At 38.9% G+C, this 19,548-nt stretch carries 11 protein-coding genes; all 11 read left to right on the forward strand.

All coding sequences use genetic code 11. The features are described 5' to 3' along the window. Positions 1-64 precede the first annotated feature (64 nt). The 11 genes from FLACHUCJ7_RS00870 to FLACHUCJ7_RS00920 all read left to right on the forward strand — a co-directional run bounded on the left by FLACHUCJ7_RS00870 (position 65) and on the right by FLACHUCJ7_RS00920 (position 19,543). A complete protein-coding gene (locus FLACHUCJ7_RS00870; protein WP_180907549.1) occupies positions 65-3,217 on the forward strand; it encodes a DUF6298 domain-containing protein in 3,153 nt (1,050 codons plus the stop codon). A gap of 145 nt (positions 3,218-3,362) precedes the next feature. Next, the gene (locus FLACHUCJ7_RS00875) at positions 3,363-4,760 is read left to right on the forward strand and encodes a glycoside hydrolase family 140 protein (RefSeq protein WP_180907550.1); all 1,398 of its coding nucleotides are present in this window, start codon (positions 3,363-3,365) and stop codon (positions 4,758-4,760) included. A gap of 42 nt (positions 4,761-4,802) precedes the next feature. Continuing rightward, complete coding sequence (locus FLACHUCJ7_RS00880; protein ID WP_180907551.1) at positions 4,803-6,377, forward strand: glycoside hydrolase family 28 protein; 1,575 nt, start codon at positions 4,803-4,805, stop codon at positions 6,375-6,377. A 257-nt stretch (positions 6,378-6,634) separates the two neighbouring features. After that, a complete protein-coding gene (locus tag FLACHUCJ7_RS00885; protein WP_180907552.1) occupies positions 6,635-7,138 on the forward strand; it encodes a GNAT family N-acetyltransferase in 504 nt (167 codons plus the stop codon). Between the two features lie 62 nt (positions 7,139-7,200). Next, positions 7,201-8,118: a glycoside hydrolase family 43 protein gene (locus tag FLACHUCJ7_RS00890; protein ID WP_180907553.1), complete on the forward strand. Its 918-nt coding sequence runs from the start codon at positions 7,201-7,203 to the stop codon at positions 8,116-8,118. A gap of 70 nt (positions 8,119-8,188) precedes the next feature. Continuing rightward, a complete protein-coding gene (locus FLACHUCJ7_RS00895; protein WP_180907554.1) occupies positions 8,189-10,063 on the forward strand; it encodes a sialidase family protein in 1,875 nt (624 codons plus the stop codon). Between the two features lie 71 nt (positions 10,064-10,134). Next, a complete protein-coding gene (locus FLACHUCJ7_RS00900; RefSeq protein WP_180907555.1) occupies positions 10,135-12,879 on the forward strand; it encodes a glycoside hydrolase family 78 protein in 2,745 nt (914 codons plus the stop codon). Positions 12,880-12,888: 9 nt separating this feature from the next. Beyond that, a complete protein-coding gene (locus FLACHUCJ7_RS00905; protein WP_230408771.1) occupies positions 12,889-14,316 on the forward strand; it encodes an acetylxylan esterase in 1,428 nt (475 codons plus the stop codon). Between the two features lie 204 nt (positions 14,317-14,520). Further along, positions 14,521-16,992, forward strand: a complete 2,472-nt coding sequence (locus tag FLACHUCJ7_RS00910; RefSeq protein WP_180907556.1) for a glycoside hydrolase family 95 protein — start codon at positions 14,521-14,523, stop codon at positions 16,990-16,992. 340 nt (positions 16,993-17,332) lie between these two features. Further along, positions 17,333-18,901 carry an MGH1-like glycoside hydrolase domain-containing protein gene (locus tag FLACHUCJ7_RS00915; protein ID WP_180907557.1) on the forward strand — a complete coding sequence of 523 codons (1,569 nt, stop codon included), beginning with the start codon at positions 17,333-17,335 and terminating at the stop codon, positions 18,899-18,901. Positions 18,902-18,940: 39 nt separating this feature from the next. Then, positions 18,941-19,543, forward strand: a complete 603-nt coding sequence (locus FLACHUCJ7_RS00920; protein WP_180907558.1) for a hypothetical protein — start codon at positions 18,941-18,943, stop codon at positions 19,541-19,543. Positions 19,544-19,548: the final 5 nt, after the last annotated feature.

Genomic DNA, 19,548 nt, shown 5'->3' on the forward strand with positions numbered 1-19,548 from the left:
TGATAGATTTAAAAACCTGTCAGGTCTAATTTAAAAAAGAATAACCCATTAAATAAAATTTAAAGTGAATTTTATCCAGATAAAAAATATAATAAGAAAACAGGATTTACTCGCTTTATCCTGTTTTCTTATTTTCTTTAATGCCAACATTACTAACGCACAAAACACATTTCCAGATATTACAAAAACTAAAGAAGGAAAACTTTCTTTAACTGCCGATAATCAGGGAAACCAAATTCCTGATTTTTCTTTTGCCGGTTATAAAGCATCTTCGGTTGCGATTCCAAATGTAGCTATCAAAGTTTTTGTACCGCATATTCAAGGTGATGCAACCAAAACAATTCAATTCGCAATAGATTATGTTGCCAAATTGAAAGCTGATAAAAACGGTTTTAAGGGAACGATACTTTTAGACAAAGGAATATTCAAAGTTTCGGGTGAAATCAATATTAAGGAAAGTGGAATTGTACTAAGAGGAAGCGGCTCCGACAATAACGGAACGATTCTGTTAGGAACTTCAATCAATAGAAAAGCTATTGTCAATATAAACGGAATTAATAATCGTGTTTTCAAAGAAACAACAGAAATTGCAACTAATTACACGCCACTTGGAGCAACGGTTTTAGCAGTAAAAAATGCTGATGCTTTTAAAAAAGGAGATCACATTTTAATCAATACACCAATCACAAAAAAGTGGATTGATCTTTTGTCAATGAATGATTTTGGCGGAGAAAGCGGATGGATCGGATGGAAAGCTGATGATTTTGTCATTCATGCGGACAGAGAAATTATAAATATTGAGGAAAATAAAATTACAATTGATGCGCCTTTAACAAATGCATTAGACGAAGAATTATCAAAATCAACTGTAGTAAATTACACTTGGTCAGGCAGAATTAATAATTCGGGTGTAGAAAATCTGACATTAAAATCAGAATATGATACCACAAATCCAAAAGACGAACAACACAGATGGACTGGAGTTTCTATAGAAAACGCAGAAGATATCTGGGTACGACAAGTCAATTTTGAGCAGTTTGCCGGAGGTGCAGTTTCAATTTTAAAAACGGCCAAAAGAATTACTGTTGAAGATTGTCTGGCTTTAAACCCAATTTCGGAAATCGTAGCACATAGAAGAAATACGTTTTACACCGAAGGACAACAGACTTTATTTCAAAGATGTTATTCGGAATTTGGATATAATGATTTTGTTGTCGGAGGTTACGCCACTGCTGGACCAAATGTGTTTTTGCAATGCGAATCACATCAGCCCTATAGTTTCAGCGGATCAGTTGGAAGCTGGGCAACCGGGATACTTTTCGACGTTTCCTTAATTGACGGAAATGCCATTAGTTTCAAAAATAAAGAACAGGACGGAAGAGGTTTAGGCTGGAATGCTGCCAACAGTGTTATCTGGGAAACATCGGCATCCAAAATAGAAAATTACAATCCGCCAACAGCCAACAACTGGGCTTTTGGAGTTTGGGCGCAATGGGCAGGAAACGGACATTGGAAAGACGTGAACAATCACATCAGCCCAAGAAGTTTATTTTATGGTTTATTAGAACAGCGTCTGGGTAAATTACCGATGAATGCTCAAATTATGGATTTAGGTTCTGAACCTTCTTCAAGTCCAACGATAGAACAAGCGACAGCTTTAACAGCCGAAGCTCATAAATTAAATGAAACTTTAAAACAGTTTATCAGTAAAGCATCAACAAGAAATCCAATTTCGGTTGATTATGCCAAAGCAAAACGCATTGACGAAGTAAAAACCGATGCTTTTACAAATACCAATACTGATAAAATTACCGTAACTAATGGATTACTAACCACTTCAAAAGGTGTAATCACCGGAGAAATCGTTGATGTGCCGTGGTGGAGAGGCAGTTTACGCGAATCTGAAATTGCAAAATCAAGGCCGCATATTACGAGATTTGTTCCGGGACATTATGGAGTTGGTTATACCGATAATCTGGAGGAAACCGTAAACTATTTAGTCGAAAATAATAAATCGGCAATCGATCATAATTACGGACTTTGGTACGAACAAAGAATGGCCGACCACGAACGCATCAGAAGAATCGATGCCGATGTTTGGGCACCATTTTACGAACAGCCTTTCGACAGAAGCGGACAGGGAATTGCCTGGGACCATTTGAGCAAATACGATTTGACACGATACAATGCCTGGTATTGGAACCGATTGAAAACCTTTGCAGAATTAGCAGGCCAAAAAAATAAAATACTTTTAAACGAAGCCTATTTTCAGCATAATATTTTAGAAGCCGGAGCACATTGGGCAAGTTCCCCATGGCGTCCAGCGAATAATATCAATATAACAGGATTGCCGGAACCTCCACCGTATGCAGGAGACAAAAGGATTTTCCTTGCCGAACAATTTTATGATGTAAAAAATGCTGACATCCGTAAATTACACGTAGCCTTTATCGAGAAAAATTTAGAGAATTTTAAAGATAATGCTAACGTTCTGCAACTCACAAGTGCCGAATATACTGGGCCGTTAAGCTTTATGCAATTTTGGATTGATGTGATTGCCAATTACGAAAAGACAAATCAAAACGAATCCAAAATAGTTTTAAGTGCGACAAAAGATGTTCAGGATGCAATCTTAAATGATGAAGCAAGAGCAAAAACGGTAGATGTAATTGATATTAGATATTGGTACTACAAAGAAGACGGAACGCTTTACGCGCCAGAAGGTGGAAAAAATTTAGCACCACGTCAGCACGCACGTAAAATCAAAACCGGAAAAGAAACAGACGATCAGGTGTATCGCGCCGTTCGCGAATACCGTGAAAAATATCCGGAAAAAGCAGTGCTATATTCCACTATGGGAGCACCAAGATTTGGATGGCCGGCATTAATGGCGGGAGCTTCATTGGCAAATGTTCCAAAAATTGAACTTTCTGTCTTTCATTCTGCCCTTGCTGGTATGAAGTTTGCAGAAGGAACTACTTTTTCAGATAAGCTTTGGACACTGGAAAATGAAGGCAATGCCTATCTTTTTTATCTGAAAAATGATCAGGATGTTTCGATTGATTTATCCAATTACAAAGGAACTTTCGAAGTATATACAATCAATGCTTCCAATGGAACTATCACCAAAAAAGCAAATATCAGCGGAGGTAAACAAGTCGTAATTCCACAAGTTGAAATCAAAGAAAAAGTACTATTCGTAGTGAAGAAAAGTTAGCCACAGATTATAAGGATTAACACAGATTAAAATCTGCTCAATCTGCCAAATCTGAGTGCAAAAAATAAATACACAGACCAGAAATCATTTCAATCTTTTTAATCTGTGGCAAAAAAATAAATACATTATTCAAAATAAAAATAAAATGAACCTGAAAATTAAATATTTATACGCCCTTTGTATAAGCTTTATGCTGACAGCTCAATGCGGATTTTCTCAATCCAAAAACCTGCCAAAACTTAAAGTTTCCCCAAACCAGCACTATTTTGTTACCGAAGACGGGAAACCATTTTTCTGGCTAGGTGATACAGGCTGGCTGACATTCGGAAAATTAGACAGAGAAGGTGTTGTTAAATATTTGGAAGACCGAAAAGCAAAAGGATTCAATGTCGTTCAGGTAATGGTTTTGCATAATGTGAATGCTGTAAATGCTTATGGCGACCAGGCATTAATGAATGATAATGTGGCGCATCAGATTACGTCACCAGGCAACGATCCAAACAATGCTCCAGAATATGATTACTGGGACCACGTAGATTACACTTTGGAAGTAGCACAAAAAAATGGAATCTATTTAGCAATGGTTCCGGTTTGGGGAACTAATATTAGTAGTGCTAAAAGCAAAGTAACGAAAGCGGATGTTGAAAAATATGCTAAGTTTTTAGCCGACAGATATAAAAACAAAACTAATGTAATCTGGCTGAACGGTGGCGATACCTACGGAGATAAATTTCAGGACATTTGGAACGCACTCGGAAGTATTTTAAAAACCAGTAATCCGGATCAGTTAGTAACGTTCCATCCATTCGGAAGAACCGATTCATCAGAGAATTTTCATAATGCAAGCTGGCTGGATTTCAATATGTTCCAGTCAGGTCACAGAAGATACGATCAGGACACTTTAAAAAATTCATTCAAAGAAGACAATTTCAAATTCGTTCAAAGAGACTGGGATTTAAAACCAACCAAACCAACCCTTGATGGAGAACCATCATACGAAGGAATTCCACACGGACTGCACGATACCTTACAGCCAAAATGGACTGCCAGTGATGTACGTCGCTACGGATATTGGTCGGTTTTCGCAGGCGGAGCAGGTTACACTTACGGACACAATGCGGTTATGCAGATGTTCAGAAAAGGAGACAATCCGGCCTACGGAAACAAAGAATTATGGTCATCGGCCATCAATGCGCCTGGAGCCGGACAAATGGTGTACATTAAAAATCTGATGTTGGAATTTCCATATTTAGAAAGAGTTCCGGATCAGTCATTAGTGGCCAATCAAGGCAAAAAATACGATTATCAGGTGGCAACAAGAGGAAATGATTATGCTTTGATTTACACCTATACCGGAAGAAAAATTACCGTGAATATGGGCAAAATTTCAGGTGATAAAGTAACCGCAACCTGGTACAATCCAAGAAATGGTGAAAAAACAAAGATTGGAACATTTGATAATAAAGGAACAAAAGAATTCCAGCCTTCCGGCAAAAAAGAAGACGGAAACGACTGGATTTTAATTCTAACGTCAAACAAATAATCTGCAAAAATCCGCAGAATTTGCGTGCCAAATAACAACACTATGAAAATCAAAAACATCATAATCATACTTTTCTTCATCACAGGACTAAACACCGCTTTCGCAAACGACGGCTGGCTAAACATCCTAAACGAAGGCGGAAACAATAAAGGAATTAAATGCACCGAAGCCATTCAAGCCGCTATCGAAAAAGCATCTAAAAACGGTGGCGGAACGATCTTTTTCCCAGCCGGAGAATACTTAACAGGCGCTTTAAAACTAAAAAGCAACATCACAATCCATTTGGATTCAGGCGCACTTTTGAAATTTTCAGAGAATTTCGATGATTACCTTCCGTATGTAGAAATGCGTTATGAAGGCATCGTGATGCAGTCATTCTCCCCATTATTTTATGCTAAAGATGTCGAAAACATCACCATCAAAGGAAGAGGCGTAATTGACGGACAAGGAAAAGCGTGGTGGAATGAAGTCTACCGAATTGAAAGCGCCAAAGGACCAATTCCGGAAACGAAATACCAAAAAATGTGGACCGAGCAAAACAAAGGAATCGTCTACGAACCATACTACAAAAGAACAATTGACAAACACTTTTTCAGACCTTCTTTTTTCCAGGCCTACAATTGCAAGAATATTTTAATCGAAGGCGTAACCTTCAAAAATTCGCCTTTCTGGACCATAAATCCTGAATTTTGCGACAATGTAAATATAACGGGAATTACAATTAACAATCCGCATTCGCCAAACACAGACGGAATCAACCCTTCGTCCTGCACCAACGTTCACATTTCAAACTGCCATATCAGCGTGGGCGACGACTGTATCACCATCAAATCAGGTCGCGATGCAGACGGTCGTAAATATGGAAAAGCAACCGAAAATGTTACCATCACCAACTGCACGATGTTAAGCGGTCACGGAGGTGTCGTTATCGGAAGCGAAATGTCAGGCGGAATCAAAAAAATCACCATATCCAACTGCGTTTTTGACGGTACCGACAGAGGAATCCGCATCAAATCGGCCCGCGGTCGTGGCGGAGTTGTCGAAGACATTCGGGTGGACAATATCGTGATGAAAAACATCAAGGAAGAAGCCATTATTTTGGATCTTTTCTATGATAAAGACAATCCCGCAGAGCCCGTTACAGAGCGCACGCCGATTTTCAGAAACATCCACATCAGCAACGTTACAGGCGGGAATGTGAACAAAGCCGGATTCGTTCGCGGAATTGTTGAAATGCCAATTCAGAACATCACGTTCTCCAACATCAATATGGATGGCAAGGAAGGTTTCACCATAAACACGGCGACCGATGTAGAATTTCACGACGTAAAAGTCAACGCAACCGTGGGTTCCTCTTTCAAAATCACCGATGCTAAAAACCTCATTCTGGACAATGTAGGTTCATCAACACCGATAAAAGGAGTTCCGGTTATCAAAATCGACAACGCCTCGAACATTATGATCAACAACAATTTTCCGTTCAACGCCACCGATATTTTCATCGAAGCCAATGGAAAAGACACCAAAAATATTTTCCTAAAAAACAATGTCTTCAACAATGTGACTACAGTTGTCAAAAAAGGAAAAGACTTGGATAAAAAAGCAATTACAGAATAACGTAATTATTTTCAGGAGCAAAAACATTGGGCATTTTAGGAAACATCGTCCCGCTTTCCGTTACAATCTTTTGTGCCGAACACCGGCACAAAAGGATTTTCACTGCAATCGGGGCTAAAGAGAGAGAGATTTGGCTTTTTTGCCCCATTAAGAGGAAACGCCTAATCCTACAAGGTCTTTTTTTGACCTTGTAGGTATTTCATTAGACAAAATCATACCTACAAAGTTTTGGACACTTTGCAGAAAAAAATAAAAAAATGGGAACAATAAAAATAGCTGAAATTAAATCTAATAAAAATAGTGAGTACAAAGAGTTTTTAACGATTGGACTCATTAATGACGAAGAAAATTTTAGGATTACGCCAAATGACGATTTGAATTCAAAGTTTCCTACCAATGATAAAGAAGACAGTTTTACATTGGGTGCCTATGTCGAAAATGAATTGGGAGGAGTCGTAAGTTTTACAAGAGATGGAAATGACAGAGAAAAATTAAGACACAAAGGAATTTTATTCAGAATGTATGTTTCAAATGAGTTTCGTGGCAAAGGAATTGGAAAACAACTTATAGAAGAGCTTATAACAAGAGTTAAGAAAAGCAACGACATTGAACAAATTAACTTAACCGTAATTTCAAATAATGCAAACGCCAAAAAATTATATGAAAAATTCGGTTTTGTAACGTTCAGTTCTGAAAAAAATGCTATTAAATGGAAAGGAAAATATTTTTCAGAAGACCAAATGGCATTACAACTTAAATAAAAAAATCTTCAGTTTTGACTTTCTCACTTTTGGAGAAAGTCGTGGAGAAGAAAAATATAACAATGAAAAAAATATTCATCATATTAACGCTTTCACTTTTTGCAGTAAGCTATTCCCAAAAGAAGAAAGAAATTTTCCTTTTCACCTCTTTCAGGGAACCCGCTACCGAAGGTTTGTATCTTGCCTACAGCGAAGACGGCTACAACTGGAAAGGTTTGGAAGGATCCTTCCTAAAACCCGAAATCGGATCCAGCAAAATAATGCGTGACCCCTCCATCACAAAAGGCGCAGACGGAACATACCATATGGTCTGGACAACCGACTGGAAAGGTGGAAACGGTTTCGGCTACGCCAGTTCCAAAGATTTGATCCATTGGTCAAAACAGGAATATATTCCAGTAATGAAACACGAACCTGAAGTCATAAACGTGTGGGCGCCCGAGATTTTTTATGACGATGTCAAAAAAGAATACATTATTATCTGGGCATCCACAATCCCATTCCGATTCGAAAAAGGAGTTGAAGACGAGAAAAACAACCACCGAATGTACTACGTAACCACAAAAGATTTCAAAACCTTTTCGGATACGAAATTGTATTACGATCCCGGTTTCAGCGTCATTGATTGTGTAATTGTAAAAAAAGGCAAAAAGGATTACGTTTTGGTTCTAAAAGACAACACCAGACCAATGCGAAACATAGAAGTAGCTTTCGGAAAATCGCCTTTAGGACCATTCGAAAAAAGATCAAAACCCTTAACGGAATATTTATCAGAAGGACCAACGGTCGTGAAAGTGGGTAAAAACTGGTTGCTGTATTATGACAATTACGGATCCAAAAATTACAAAGCCTTAAGCACTTCCGATTTTGTAAATTTCGAAGATGTATCATCAAAAATATCGCTTCCCGAGGGACACAAACACGGAACGATTACCACAATTTCCGCAGACATTCTAAAAGGATTAATTGATAAGAAATAATTTATCTTCAACAGACCTACCAGGTTTTTAAAACCTGGTAGGTCTTACAGAAGTTATTAAAATAAAAGCAATGATTGCATTTCAAAACATAAAAACCAATATCGTAACAGCAACAACCCTTTTGTTGAGCTGTGTAGCAGTCAATTCGGTTCAAGCCCAAAAAGACACGATACGATATACAGGCAAAACACTTTCCAATGTCGATTACCACCACGGACAATTGAGTCCTGCAGTTGGTGTTCACGCCACACAGATTATGCGCGCCAGCCGTGAACATCCTGAAAAAGCAGACGGTTTTGGCTGGACGTACAACCACCAGTCGATGATGGCATATTGGAACAATACTTTTTACCTGCATTATTTAAGCGACCCGTCCGGAGAACACATTCCGCCGAGCCAGACTTTTATGATGACTTCCAAAGATGGGGTAAACTGGACAAAACCAGCCGTGCTTTTTCCAATTTACCACGTTCCTGACGGCTTTAAAAAAGAAGGAGTAGAAGTAGTTGCCAAAAACATCGATGCCATTATGCACCAACGAATGGGCTTTTATGTTTCCTCCGACAACAGATTGCTGGCAACCGGTTATTACGGAGTAGCCTTGGACAAAAAAGACGATCCGAATGACGGAAAAGGAATTGGTCGTGTAATTAGAGAAATTTATAAAGACGGAACGTATGGTCCAATTTATTTTATCAGATACAATAAAACCGGAAATCCGTTGCCAACGACCTTTCCGTTTTATACCAAAAGCAAAGATAAAAAATTCGTCAAAGCCTGCGATGAGCTGATGTCAAAACCTTTACTGATGCAACAATGGGTCGAAGAAGCCGATAGAGATGACGCTTTGATTCCATTAAAAAAACAATATAAAGCCTTTAATTATTACCATTTACCAAACGGAAATATAGTCGGTTTATGGAAATTCGCTTTAACATCTTTAAGCAAAGACGATGGCAAAACCTGGGAATACACGCCGTTAAGAGCGCCCGGATTTGTAAATAGTAATGCGAAAATCTGGGGACAAAAAACTTCCGATAATCGTTATGCAACCGTTTACAATCCATCAGAATACCGTTGGCCATTGGCAATTTCAACAAGTGACGACGGACTAAATTACAAAGATTTATTATTGGTTCACGGTGAAGTAAGCCCGATGCGTTACGGAGGAAACTACAAATCTGTAGGACCACAATACGTCCGCGGAATCCTCGAAGGAAACGGAACTCCGCCTGACGGAAAACTTTGGGTAAGCTACAGCGTCAACAAAGAAGACATTTGGGTAGCTTCGGTACCAGTTCCGGTGACTAGTGAAGTAAAAGAAAACGCCAATGATGTTTTCAACGATTTGCCAAACGGCGAAGAATTAAAATTATGGAACACTTACAATTTATCCTGGGCATCCACCAAAATCGAAAAGAAAACAGATGGCAAAAAATGGCTGACCTTAAGAGATCAGGACTTTTTTGACTATTCCCGCGCCGAACGTGTGATTCCGTTTGCCCAAAAAATGGAAGCCACTTTCACCGTAAAACCCGAACAAAATAATCACGGATTGTTACAGGTAGAATTCCAAAACAAACAAGGATTGCCTGCGATTCGCATCGTTTTCGATTCGGATGGAGAAATAAAAGTGAAACACGGAGCCCGTCACGGCGGAATTGGAAAATATGAGGCAGGAAAAGAATACACGATTACTGTAAAACTGGACGTAACTTCCCGTTCCTACACCGTAAAAGGGAATGACGGAAAAGAAACCAACAAAATATTCTATGCTCCGGTTGATGGCATTTCACGCATTATGTTCCGCACAGGCGATCAGCGTTACGCACCAAATGCAGACACCGAACCAGACACACCGGATTTCACCGATTTACCGGATACAGGAAAATTAATTCCCGAAGCAGTTTTTAATATTAAATCATTGGTGACAAAGAAATTATAAGATTGAAATATTTAAAAAATTAAAAAAATAAATCTGCCCAATCTGCTGAATCTGCGTGCAAAAAATAAAATATGAAGAATTTTAAAAACATATTATTCCTCTTTTGTCTTCTGATTTCGTTCATTTTAAATGGACAAATTTCTGCTGTGCATTTAAGATGCGAAATGACAGAAAACCCATTGGCAGTAATTGAAAACCAACCAAGATTAAGCTGGCAGTTGGTTTCAAAAGAACAGAATGTTATACAATCTGCCTATCAGATTTTAGTTGCTTCATCAGAAGAAAAATTGAAGAAAAACGAAGCAGATATCTTGAACAGCGGAAAAGTAATTTCCAATAAAAATCTTCAAATCAGTTACAGCGGAATTTCATTAAAAAACGAATCCAAATATTTTTGGAAAGTCAAAGTCTGGAACCAAAAAGACAAAGCTTCCAGTTGGAGCAAAACAGCTTCTTTCAGAATTGCACCTTCAGCATTAAATCCAACTTGGATTGGAGCAATTACCAAAGCCGAAAGTCATTTACCAGAAGGCAGAAATTACCACACCGCCACTTTCAACAAAGAGAAAAAGGCCTCATTAATCAATGCTTCCGATTCGTTGTCGCGCAGAAGTATTATGCTTCGCAAACCTTTCACAACTAACAAAGAAATCAAAGAAGCAGTTGTTTATCTTTCGGGATTGGGACATTATGAATTAACGATTAACGGAAAGAAAATCGGCAACAGCGAGTTTGCTCCGTTATGGACAGACTACGATAAAACAGTCAATTTCAATACTTATGAACTAACTGCCGAAGAACTAAAAAAAGGTGAAAATGTAATTGGAGTTTTATTAGGCAACGGAATGTACAACACACTTGCCGAGCGTTATTCGAAATTTTATGTAAGTTTTGGGCCGCCCACTTTGTTTTTCAAAATGAAAGTCATTTATAAAGACGGAACGGAAGATTTTATAAAATCAGATGAAACATGGAAATACAGCAAAAGCCCGATCACTTACAACAGTATTTTTGGAGGAGAAGATTATAACGCAAATCTCGAACAAAAAGGATGGAATACTAAAGATTTCAATGATTCGGCTTGGAAAAAAGTAATCGTTCAGGAAGCACCAAAAGGAGTTTTGCGACCACAGACTACCACACCCATTACAATCCAAAAACAATACGAAGTTGCAACAGCAAAAGAACTAAAACCTAATTTCTATGTTTTCAATATGGGACAAAATCTTTCGGGATTTACCACCATAAAAGTCAAAGGAAAAAAAGGGCAAACCGTTCGTGTTTGGATAGGAGAAAGCCTGAATGAGGACGGAACTGTCAGTCAGGGAAAAACCGGAAAACCGTATTATTACGATTATACGCTGAAGGGCGAAGGAGTTGAAGAATGGCAACCAAAATTCAGTTATTACGGTTTTCAATATGTGCAAATAGAAAACATCAATTATAAAGAAACTAAAGACGAAAATCTGCCAACATTGGTAGATTTAAAATCGAATTTCATTTACAATTCAGCAGGAGAAGCAGGAACTTTTGAATCTTCCAATGACATTTTCAACAAAACACACTTGCTGATTAATAACGCCATCAAAAGTAATTTTCAAAGTGTTTTTACCGATTGCCCGCAACGCGAAAAGTTAGGATGGTTAGAAGAAATTCACTTAAACGGACCAGGTTTAATGTTCAATTATAATCTCGAAAGTTTTATTCCGGCAACAATGCAGAACATTTCAGATTCACAGCGAGACAACGGATTAATCCCAACCATCGTTCCCGAATATGTAGTTTTCGGAGGTGATTTTACCGATTCTCCGGAATGGGGTGTGACAGGCGTAATTCTGCCGTGGATGTATTACGAATATTACGGTGACGCTTCGTTGATTGAAAAATATTATCCCCTGATGAAAAGGTATGTGGATTATTTAGGGACAAAAGCGACCAACCATATTGTCTCGCACGGATTGGGCGATTGGTACGATTATGGAACACATCCGGCGGGTTATTCCAAAAATAGTCCGATTGCACTTTCGGCCACTTCTCATTATTTTTATGGAGCGAGTTTATTGGCAAAAGCCTCTAAATTATTGAACAAAACAGAAGATATTGCAAAGTATGAAAAGCTGACTTCGGATATCAAAAACGCTTTCAACAAGGAGTTTTTCAATCCTGAAACCAAACAATATGGAACCAGCAGTCAGTTCAGCAATGCCGTTCCCGTTTTTATGGATATCGCAGAACCGCAATACAAACAGGCGGTGATGCAGAATTTATTGAATGATATCAAAGCAAAAGGCGACCGACTGACGACAGGCGATGTTGGAAACCGCTATTTATTTCAGGCTTTGGCACGAAACGGCGAAAACGAAATGATGTACAAAATGAACAATCATTACGATGCGCCGGGTTATGGATTTCAGATTAAATTTGGACTAACGACATTAACCGAACAATGGGATCCGCGCAAAGGAAATTCGTGGAATCACTTTATGATGGGACAAATCGAAGAATGGTTTTACCAAAGCCTGGCCGGAATCGTTCCCGACGATCAAAATCCGGGTTTCAAGCATTTCTTTATTCAGCCGGAAATCGTAGCCGATATGACTTTTGTAAAAGCAGCCTACAAATCCATTTACGGAAAGATTGCTTCAGCCTGGGAGAAAAAAGACGGAAAGCTAATCCTGAAAGTGGAGATTCCAGCCAATACATCGGCGACCATAAAATTGCCAATCGCCAATAATTCAGAAATAAAAGTCAACGGAAAAACGACTAAAGATTTGAAATTAGGTTCAGGGAAATATACAATTGAATGTAAATTATAAGATTTAAAAATGACTACAATTAAAAACATACTTTTTGCTTTTTTGGTTTCAATCTTTGGATTGACACTCGCAAACGCGCAATGCACATCCGATACGAATTTCAGAAAACCGGTTACGGAAACCATCAAAAACATTGAAACCATTTTCAAAATCACAGTAATTGATGACAGAGGTTTACTAAAAGGAAAAGAACTCGATTACGCTGATTGGCGAATTGAACAAGGCAATCTGGAAGTTTCGATGGCGAATGTTTTAGTCCCTTTTGAGTTAACTTATTTCAAACAGCCAGATGGGAAATATCAAATTCGAAAATATGAAAGTCATAAAGTTTCAGTCGATAAAGGAAAAGAACGTTTGGATTATTTAACCACTTTATATTCCAATGTTGCCGACTGGGAAAAACGCAAAAAAGAAATAAAAGCCTGTATGATCACGTCATTTGGTTTGGACAAAGCACCGCCAATGCCCAAATCAAAACCAATTTTAACCCCAAAAAGGATTTATAAAGGTTACAGCGTTGAAAATATTGCGGTGGAAATTCTGCCAGGCGTTTACACAACGGGATCGATCTACAAACCCTATCCTTTGAATAAAAAATCGCCGATAATATTAACGCCGGACGGGCATTTCGGGGACGGAAGATACCGAAAAGACGAACAATACCGTTGTGCCATAATGGCCAAAATGGGAGCAATCGTAGTGAGTTACGACTTATTTGCCTGGGGCGAATCCCTATTGCAATTTCCCGATGAAACACACCGAAACAGTATCGCCTCAACCGTTCAGGTCTTGAGCGGAATCCGATTACTGGATTATTTAGCAACCATAAAAAATGCCGATATTTTGCGAGTGGGCGTTACTGGAGGTTCCGGCGGAGGTTCGCACACGATGTTTTTGGCCGCTTTGGATGATCGAATTACGGTTTCGGCTCCCGTGGTGATGGTTTCTTCGCATTTTTCGGGTGGTTGTCCGTGCGAGAGCGGTCGCGGAATTCACCTTTGCGGAAACGGAACCAACAATGCAGAAATTTCGGCAATGATGGCGCCAAAACCTCAATTGATTGTGTCAGACGGAAAAGACTGGACGCTTGCAGTTCCCGAATTGGAATTCCCTTTCATCCAAAGAACTTACGAATTATACGGCAAAAAAGATTTGGTAGAAAACGCTCATTTTGCCAAGGAAGGCCACGATTTTGGCGTTTCAAAACGTATGGCGCTGTACCCGTTTATGGCTAAATATTTAGGTCTGGATCTGAACAAAGTGAAGAACGAAAAAGGCGAAATAGATGAATCGACCTGTGTGATTGAGCCTTACGATAAGTTATATGTTTTTGGCAACAAAGCCGAAAATCTGCCTAAAAATGCGCTGAAAGACATCAACAAATTATATGAAATGTTCGGAGAAAAAAATCTGAAAGTGTATGAAGTCAAGAAGTAATAGTTGGGCGTGACCCAATTTGAAAAACGGGGCAACTCTCGAAACCGCATAGTCGCCCCCTTTCTCAAATCGGGTCGGGCTATCCGCGCTACTTCGGTAGCCAGCTTCTATCCCTCACGCACTCTCGTAACTGGAAAAATTTGTGATAATTTGTGAAATTTGGGGTTAAAAATAATTAGGGTTTTGCCCAAAAAGTATAAAAATATGAAGTTTAAAAATAAAATAATTGCTTTTCTAGGACTTTCGCTATTTGTTTTACAAAACACAACAGCGCAAACGAAAAACGAACTAAAACTGTGGTACGATAAACCCGCAACCATCTGGAACGAAGCTTTGCCTTTAGGGAACGGCCGTTTGGGTGCGATGGTTTTTGGAGATCCCGCAGTGGAGCGTTTGCAATTGAACGAAGAAACTATTTGGGCAGGTTCGCCAAACAGCAATGCACATACCAAATCAATTGAAGCTTTGCCAAAAGTGCGACAGCTGATTTTCGAAGGAAAATTTGATGAAGCACAGGCTTTGGCAACGCAGGATATTATGTCGCAAACCAATGACGGAATGCCCTACCAAACTTTTGGGAGTGCGTATATTTCGTTTCCGGGACATCAAAAATATACCAATTATTACCGTGACTTGGATATCGAAAACGCTACAGCAAAAGTAAAATACACGGTAAACGGAGTTGAATTTACCAGAGAAATATTGACTTCGTTCTCGGATCAGGTGATTGTCGTAAAATTATCGGCAAGTCAGCCGGGACAGATTACGGCGAATGTTTTTATGAACAGCCCGATTGACAAAACCGTTCCTTCGACAGAAGGAAACCAAATTATCCTTTCGGGAGTTGGGACTAATTTCGAGAACGTAAAAGGAAAAGTGAAATTTCAGGGACGAATCGAAGCCAAAAATAAAGGCGGAGAAATTTCGGCAAGCAATGGAATCCTAATCATCAACAAAGCCGATGAGGTGACGTTGTATATTTCGATAGCGACCAATTTCAAAAATTATCAGGACATTACGGAAGACGAAGTAGCGAAAAGCAAATCATTTTTGGAAAAAGCTATTTCGAAAGATTTCGAAACCATAAAAAAAGCACACGTAGCTTATTACCAAAAATTCTTCAACAGAGTTTCATTGGATTTAGGTTCAAACGATGCCATCAAAAAACCAACAAACGAAAGAATCCGTGATTTCAAAAAGGAATTCGATCCACAATTGGCAAGTTTGTATTTTCAATTTGGACGTTATTTATTAATTTCAAGTTCACAGCCGGGAGGTCAGCCTGCCAATTTGCAAGGAATCTGGAACGATATGGTAACTCCGCCCTGGGATTCTAAATACACTACAAACATCAACGCCGAGATGAATTATTGGCCGGCAGAAGTAACCAATCTTACCGAAATGCACGAGCCTTTTATCCAAATGGCAAAAGAATTAAGTGTTACGGGAGCAGTAACAGCCAAGACAATGTACAATGCGAACGGCTGGGTTTTGCATCACAACACCGATATTTGGCGCGTAACCGCTCCGGTAGATTCGGCCGCGTCTGGAATGTGGATGACAGGCGGTGCTTGGGTTTCGCAGGATTTGTGGGAACGTTATTTGTACACAGGGGACATCAATTATTTAAAGGAAATTTATCCGATAATTAAAGGTTCTGCAGATTTCTTTTTGGACTTTATGATTTTGGATCCAAATACAGGCTATTTGGTGGTGGTGCCGTCAAGCTCTCCTGAAAATACACACGCTGGCGGAACCGGAAAATCGACTATTGCTTCGGGAACTACGATGGACAATCAGTTGGTTTTTGATTTGTTTTCGAATGTGATTAAAGCTTCGAAACTGGTTGCACCGGATGCAAATTATACGAAAAAATTAAGCGACGCTTTGGCAAAAATGCCTCCGATGAAAATCGGAAAACACAGTCAGTTGCAGGAATGGCAGGACGATTGGGACAACCCGAAAGACAACCACCGACACGTTTCGCATTTGTACGGTTTGTTTCCGAGCAATCAGATTTCACCAATCAAAACGCCGGAATTATTCGAAGGAGCCAAACAATCCCTGATTTACAGAACGGACGAATCAACAGGCTGGTCAATGGGCTGGAAAGTGAATTTATGGGCAAGATTATTAGACGGAAATCACGCCTACAAATTAATTCAGGATCAATTACACTTGGTAACCGCTGACCAAAGAAAAGGTGGTGGAACCTACCCCAATATGCTCGATGCACACCAGCCGTTTCAGATTGACGGTAACTTTGGTTGCACCGCAGGAATTGCCGAAATGCTGATGCAGAGTCAGGAAGATGCGATTCATTTATTGCCTGCTTTGCCAACGGTCTGGAAAGACGGAAGTATCAAAGGTCTGGTAACCCGAGGTGGTTTTGTAATTGATATGACCTGGAAAAACAATAAGGTTTCAACTTTGAAAGTGTATTCAAAAATTGGAGGAAACTGTCGATTGAAATTGGAAAATACGTTAAAAGCAGATAAAGGAGTTGTGCTTAAAAAAGCAAAATGTAAAAACCCGAATCCGTTGTTTTATGATGTTGAGGTGAAAAAGCCAATCATTTCTAAAGAAGCAAAATTGCCTAAAGTGCAATTGCCGAAGTACAATGAATATGATGTGGAAATGAAAGCGGGGCAGACTTATAGTTTTTCTGCGAATTAAGTTATTAGACATATCCCATCTTGTTTGTCATTCCGAGGAACGAGGAATCTCCGTTGCAGGATCGACAAAGATTGGCGATTTTGATTGTAGAGTTACTTGCGGAGATTCCTCGTTCCTCGGAATGACAAAACTGTTAGAAAAAAAATAGAAGGAAATCTACAAGTTTTGAAAACCTGTAAGAAGTAGAAATAAAATAAACGTGATTGTTATCCGCGTGAGTGATGGCAGTGGAGCTCTTTTTTTGAGAGGCTTTTTTGCCTATCAAAAAAAAGCGGGAACGTACAGCACGACCCGAAGTTTTTACGGAGGGTCACGCCCAAAAAATTAAAATAATTTGAATATGTTACATCAATTAAAATACAAAATAATTGCTTTTGCGATTCTGATTTCGGCTTTGAACAGCGGTTGTAAATCGGGTGCGGGGCATTCTAAAAAAGGAACTTCTGTTGTTTTGAAAGCGGATAATTTTAAGCATTATGTGGATTATTTCAACACGATGGAGGATGAGAATCTGAAATTTGCGATTCCGAATGACAGTGCTTGGACTTGGATGGAAAAGAATGTTCCGTTGTTTGAATGTCCACAGCAAAATTTTGAGGAGATTTATTATTATCGTTGGTGGACGGCTCGAAAACACATCAAGAAAACGCCACTTGGTTTCGGAATTACTGAGTTTTTAGTAGATCGTTCGTATGCCGATAAATACAATTTGATTGCTTGTGCAGTGGGGCATCATATTAATGAATTCCGTTGGGTGCACGATCCGCAGTACATTGAGCAGGATGTCAAAATTTGGTACCGTGGCAATGAAGGAAAACCGATGAACAAATTGTATAAATTCAGCAGTTGGACGGCTGATGCGCTGTACAATCGGTATTTGGTGAATAAAGATGAAAAATTCTTATTGGATATGTACCCGGATATGGTTGCGGATTATGCGGTTTGGGAAAAAGACCGTCAGCGCAAAGATGGTTTGTTTTGGCAACACGATGTAAAAGACGGAATGGAAGAATCGTTGAGTGGTGGGCGAAAAGTACAAAATGCAAGACCGACGATTAACAGTTATATGTTTGGAAATGCCGTGGCGATTTCGAAAATGGCATCGATGAAAGGTGACAAAGAAGTGGAGGCTAAATTTAAAGCCAAAGCTGATGTTTTGCAACAATTGGTAGAAACCAAATTATGGAATGCGAAAAGTGAATTCTTTGAAACGTTTACCGAGAAAGATACTTTGGCGCAGGTTCGGGAAGCGATTGGATTTATTCCGTGGTATTTTAATCTGCCACAAAAAGACAAAGGTTTTGAAAAAGCCTGGGAACAGATTAAGGATGAAAAAGGGTTTTCGGCACCTTTTGGTTTAACAACGGCGGAGCGCAGAAGTCCGCGTTTTAGAACTCACGGAACCGGAACCTGCGAATGGGATGGTGCGATTTGGCCTTTTGCGAGTTCACAGACTTTGACAGCTTTGGCAAATGTTCTGAATAATTACAATCAGACTTTCGTTGCTAAAACCGATTATTTCAAGCAAATGGATTTGTATGTGCAGTCGCAATATTATCGTGGTAAGCCATACATTGGGGAATATCTGGATGAAACGACAGGTTATTGGTTGATGGGTGACAAGGAGAGAAGCCGTTATTACAATCATTCGACTTTTAACGATTTGATGATTACGGGACTGGTGGGTTTACGTCCGAGAGCAGACGAAAAAATTGAAGTAAATCCGTTGATTCCACAGGAAAAATGGGATTGGTTTTGTCTGGATAATGTGTTGTATCACGGGAATATCATTACGATTCTTTGGGATAAAACTGGAGAGAAATACGGTAAAGGAAAAGGATTTCGAATTTTTAAAAACGGAAAAGAGATTGGGGTTTCGGAAAAATTGGAGAAATTAGTTGCTAATTAATGTAACTTAAAAAAAATCCAAATAATTAAAACATTTAAAATGGTATTAGACAGTATAATGGGCTACGAAGAATATTCTAATCTTGACTTTGAAGCATCAGAAAAAATAGAAGTAGAGACGGAAAAATTATGCAGGGATAATATTGAGGAATTGAAACGCTATTGTGTGGATAAACTGTTTTCTGAAACCGATAAGATTAATCTTATTTATTATTCTTTGTCTGAATGTGAAAACTATAGTTTTTGGACTGATTTCTTAACCAAAGAATTTGCAAGGGTTTTTGAAATTGCGATCACTCACGATAAAATGAACCAGCTTTATCCGCTTTTGGAGAATATTACAGTTGATGAAACTGATTCGTTAGACGCAGAGAAAGTCAGAGAAATGCTGGTTAAAGAATTAGATAATCAAAAACTGGAAATTCGCTTTAATTCTTTAGCATTATTAGATTATTGGTTGGATTTTAATGGAGTAGGCATTCAACAGTCTGTTATTTCAAAATTAAGAGAAAAGACAAAAGATACCAATTGGAAAATTCGCTGGAACGCACATAAAATATTAACTGACAGGAAGATTCAAGTTAAAGATTTAAGCTTAATGGATAAAATCAGAGGAAGGTATGGTAGTACTTACTCTCTGTAAAAAAT

Source organism: Flavobacterium salmonis, from assembly GCF_903819435.1.
Classification (GTDB): Bacteria; Bacteroidota; Bacteroidia; order Flavobacteriales; family Flavobacteriaceae; genus Flavobacterium; species Flavobacterium chungangense.

Coding starts and splice junctions, on each gene's coding strand:
- FLACHUCJ7_RS00875 (WP_180907550.1), top strand. CDS start 3,363: ATGAACCTGAAAATTAAATATTTATACGCCCTTTGTATAAGCTTTATG.
- FLACHUCJ7_RS00880 (WP_180907551.1), top strand. CDS start 4,803: ATGAAAATCAAAAACATCATAATCATACTTTTCTTCATCACAGGACTA.
- FLACHUCJ7_RS00885 (WP_180907552.1), top strand. CDS start 6,635: ATGGGAACAATAAAAATAGCTGAAATTAAATCTAATAAAAATAGTGAG.
- FLACHUCJ7_RS00890 (WP_180907553.1), top strand. CDS start 7,201: ATGAAAAAAATATTCATCATATTAACGCTTTCACTTTTTGCAGTAAGC.
- FLACHUCJ7_RS00895 (WP_180907554.1), top strand. CDS start 8,189: ATGATTGCATTTCAAAACATAAAAACCAATATCGTAACAGCAACAACC.
- FLACHUCJ7_RS00900 (WP_180907555.1), top strand. CDS start 10,135: ATGAAGAATTTTAAAAACATATTATTCCTCTTTTGTCTTCTGATTTCG.
- FLACHUCJ7_RS00905 (WP_230408771.1), top strand. CDS start 12,889: ATGACTACAATTAAAAACATACTTTTTGCTTTTTTGGTTTCAATCTTT.
- FLACHUCJ7_RS00910 (WP_180907556.1), top strand. CDS start 14,521: ATGAAGTTTAAAAATAAAATAATTGCTTTTCTAGGACTTTCGCTATTT.
- FLACHUCJ7_RS00915 (WP_180907557.1), top strand. CDS start 17,333: ATGTTACATCAATTAAAATACAAAATAATTGCTTTTGCGATTCTGATT.
- FLACHUCJ7_RS00920 (WP_180907558.1), top strand. CDS start 18,941: ATGGTATTAGACAGTATAATGGGCTACGAAGAATATTCTAATCTTGAC.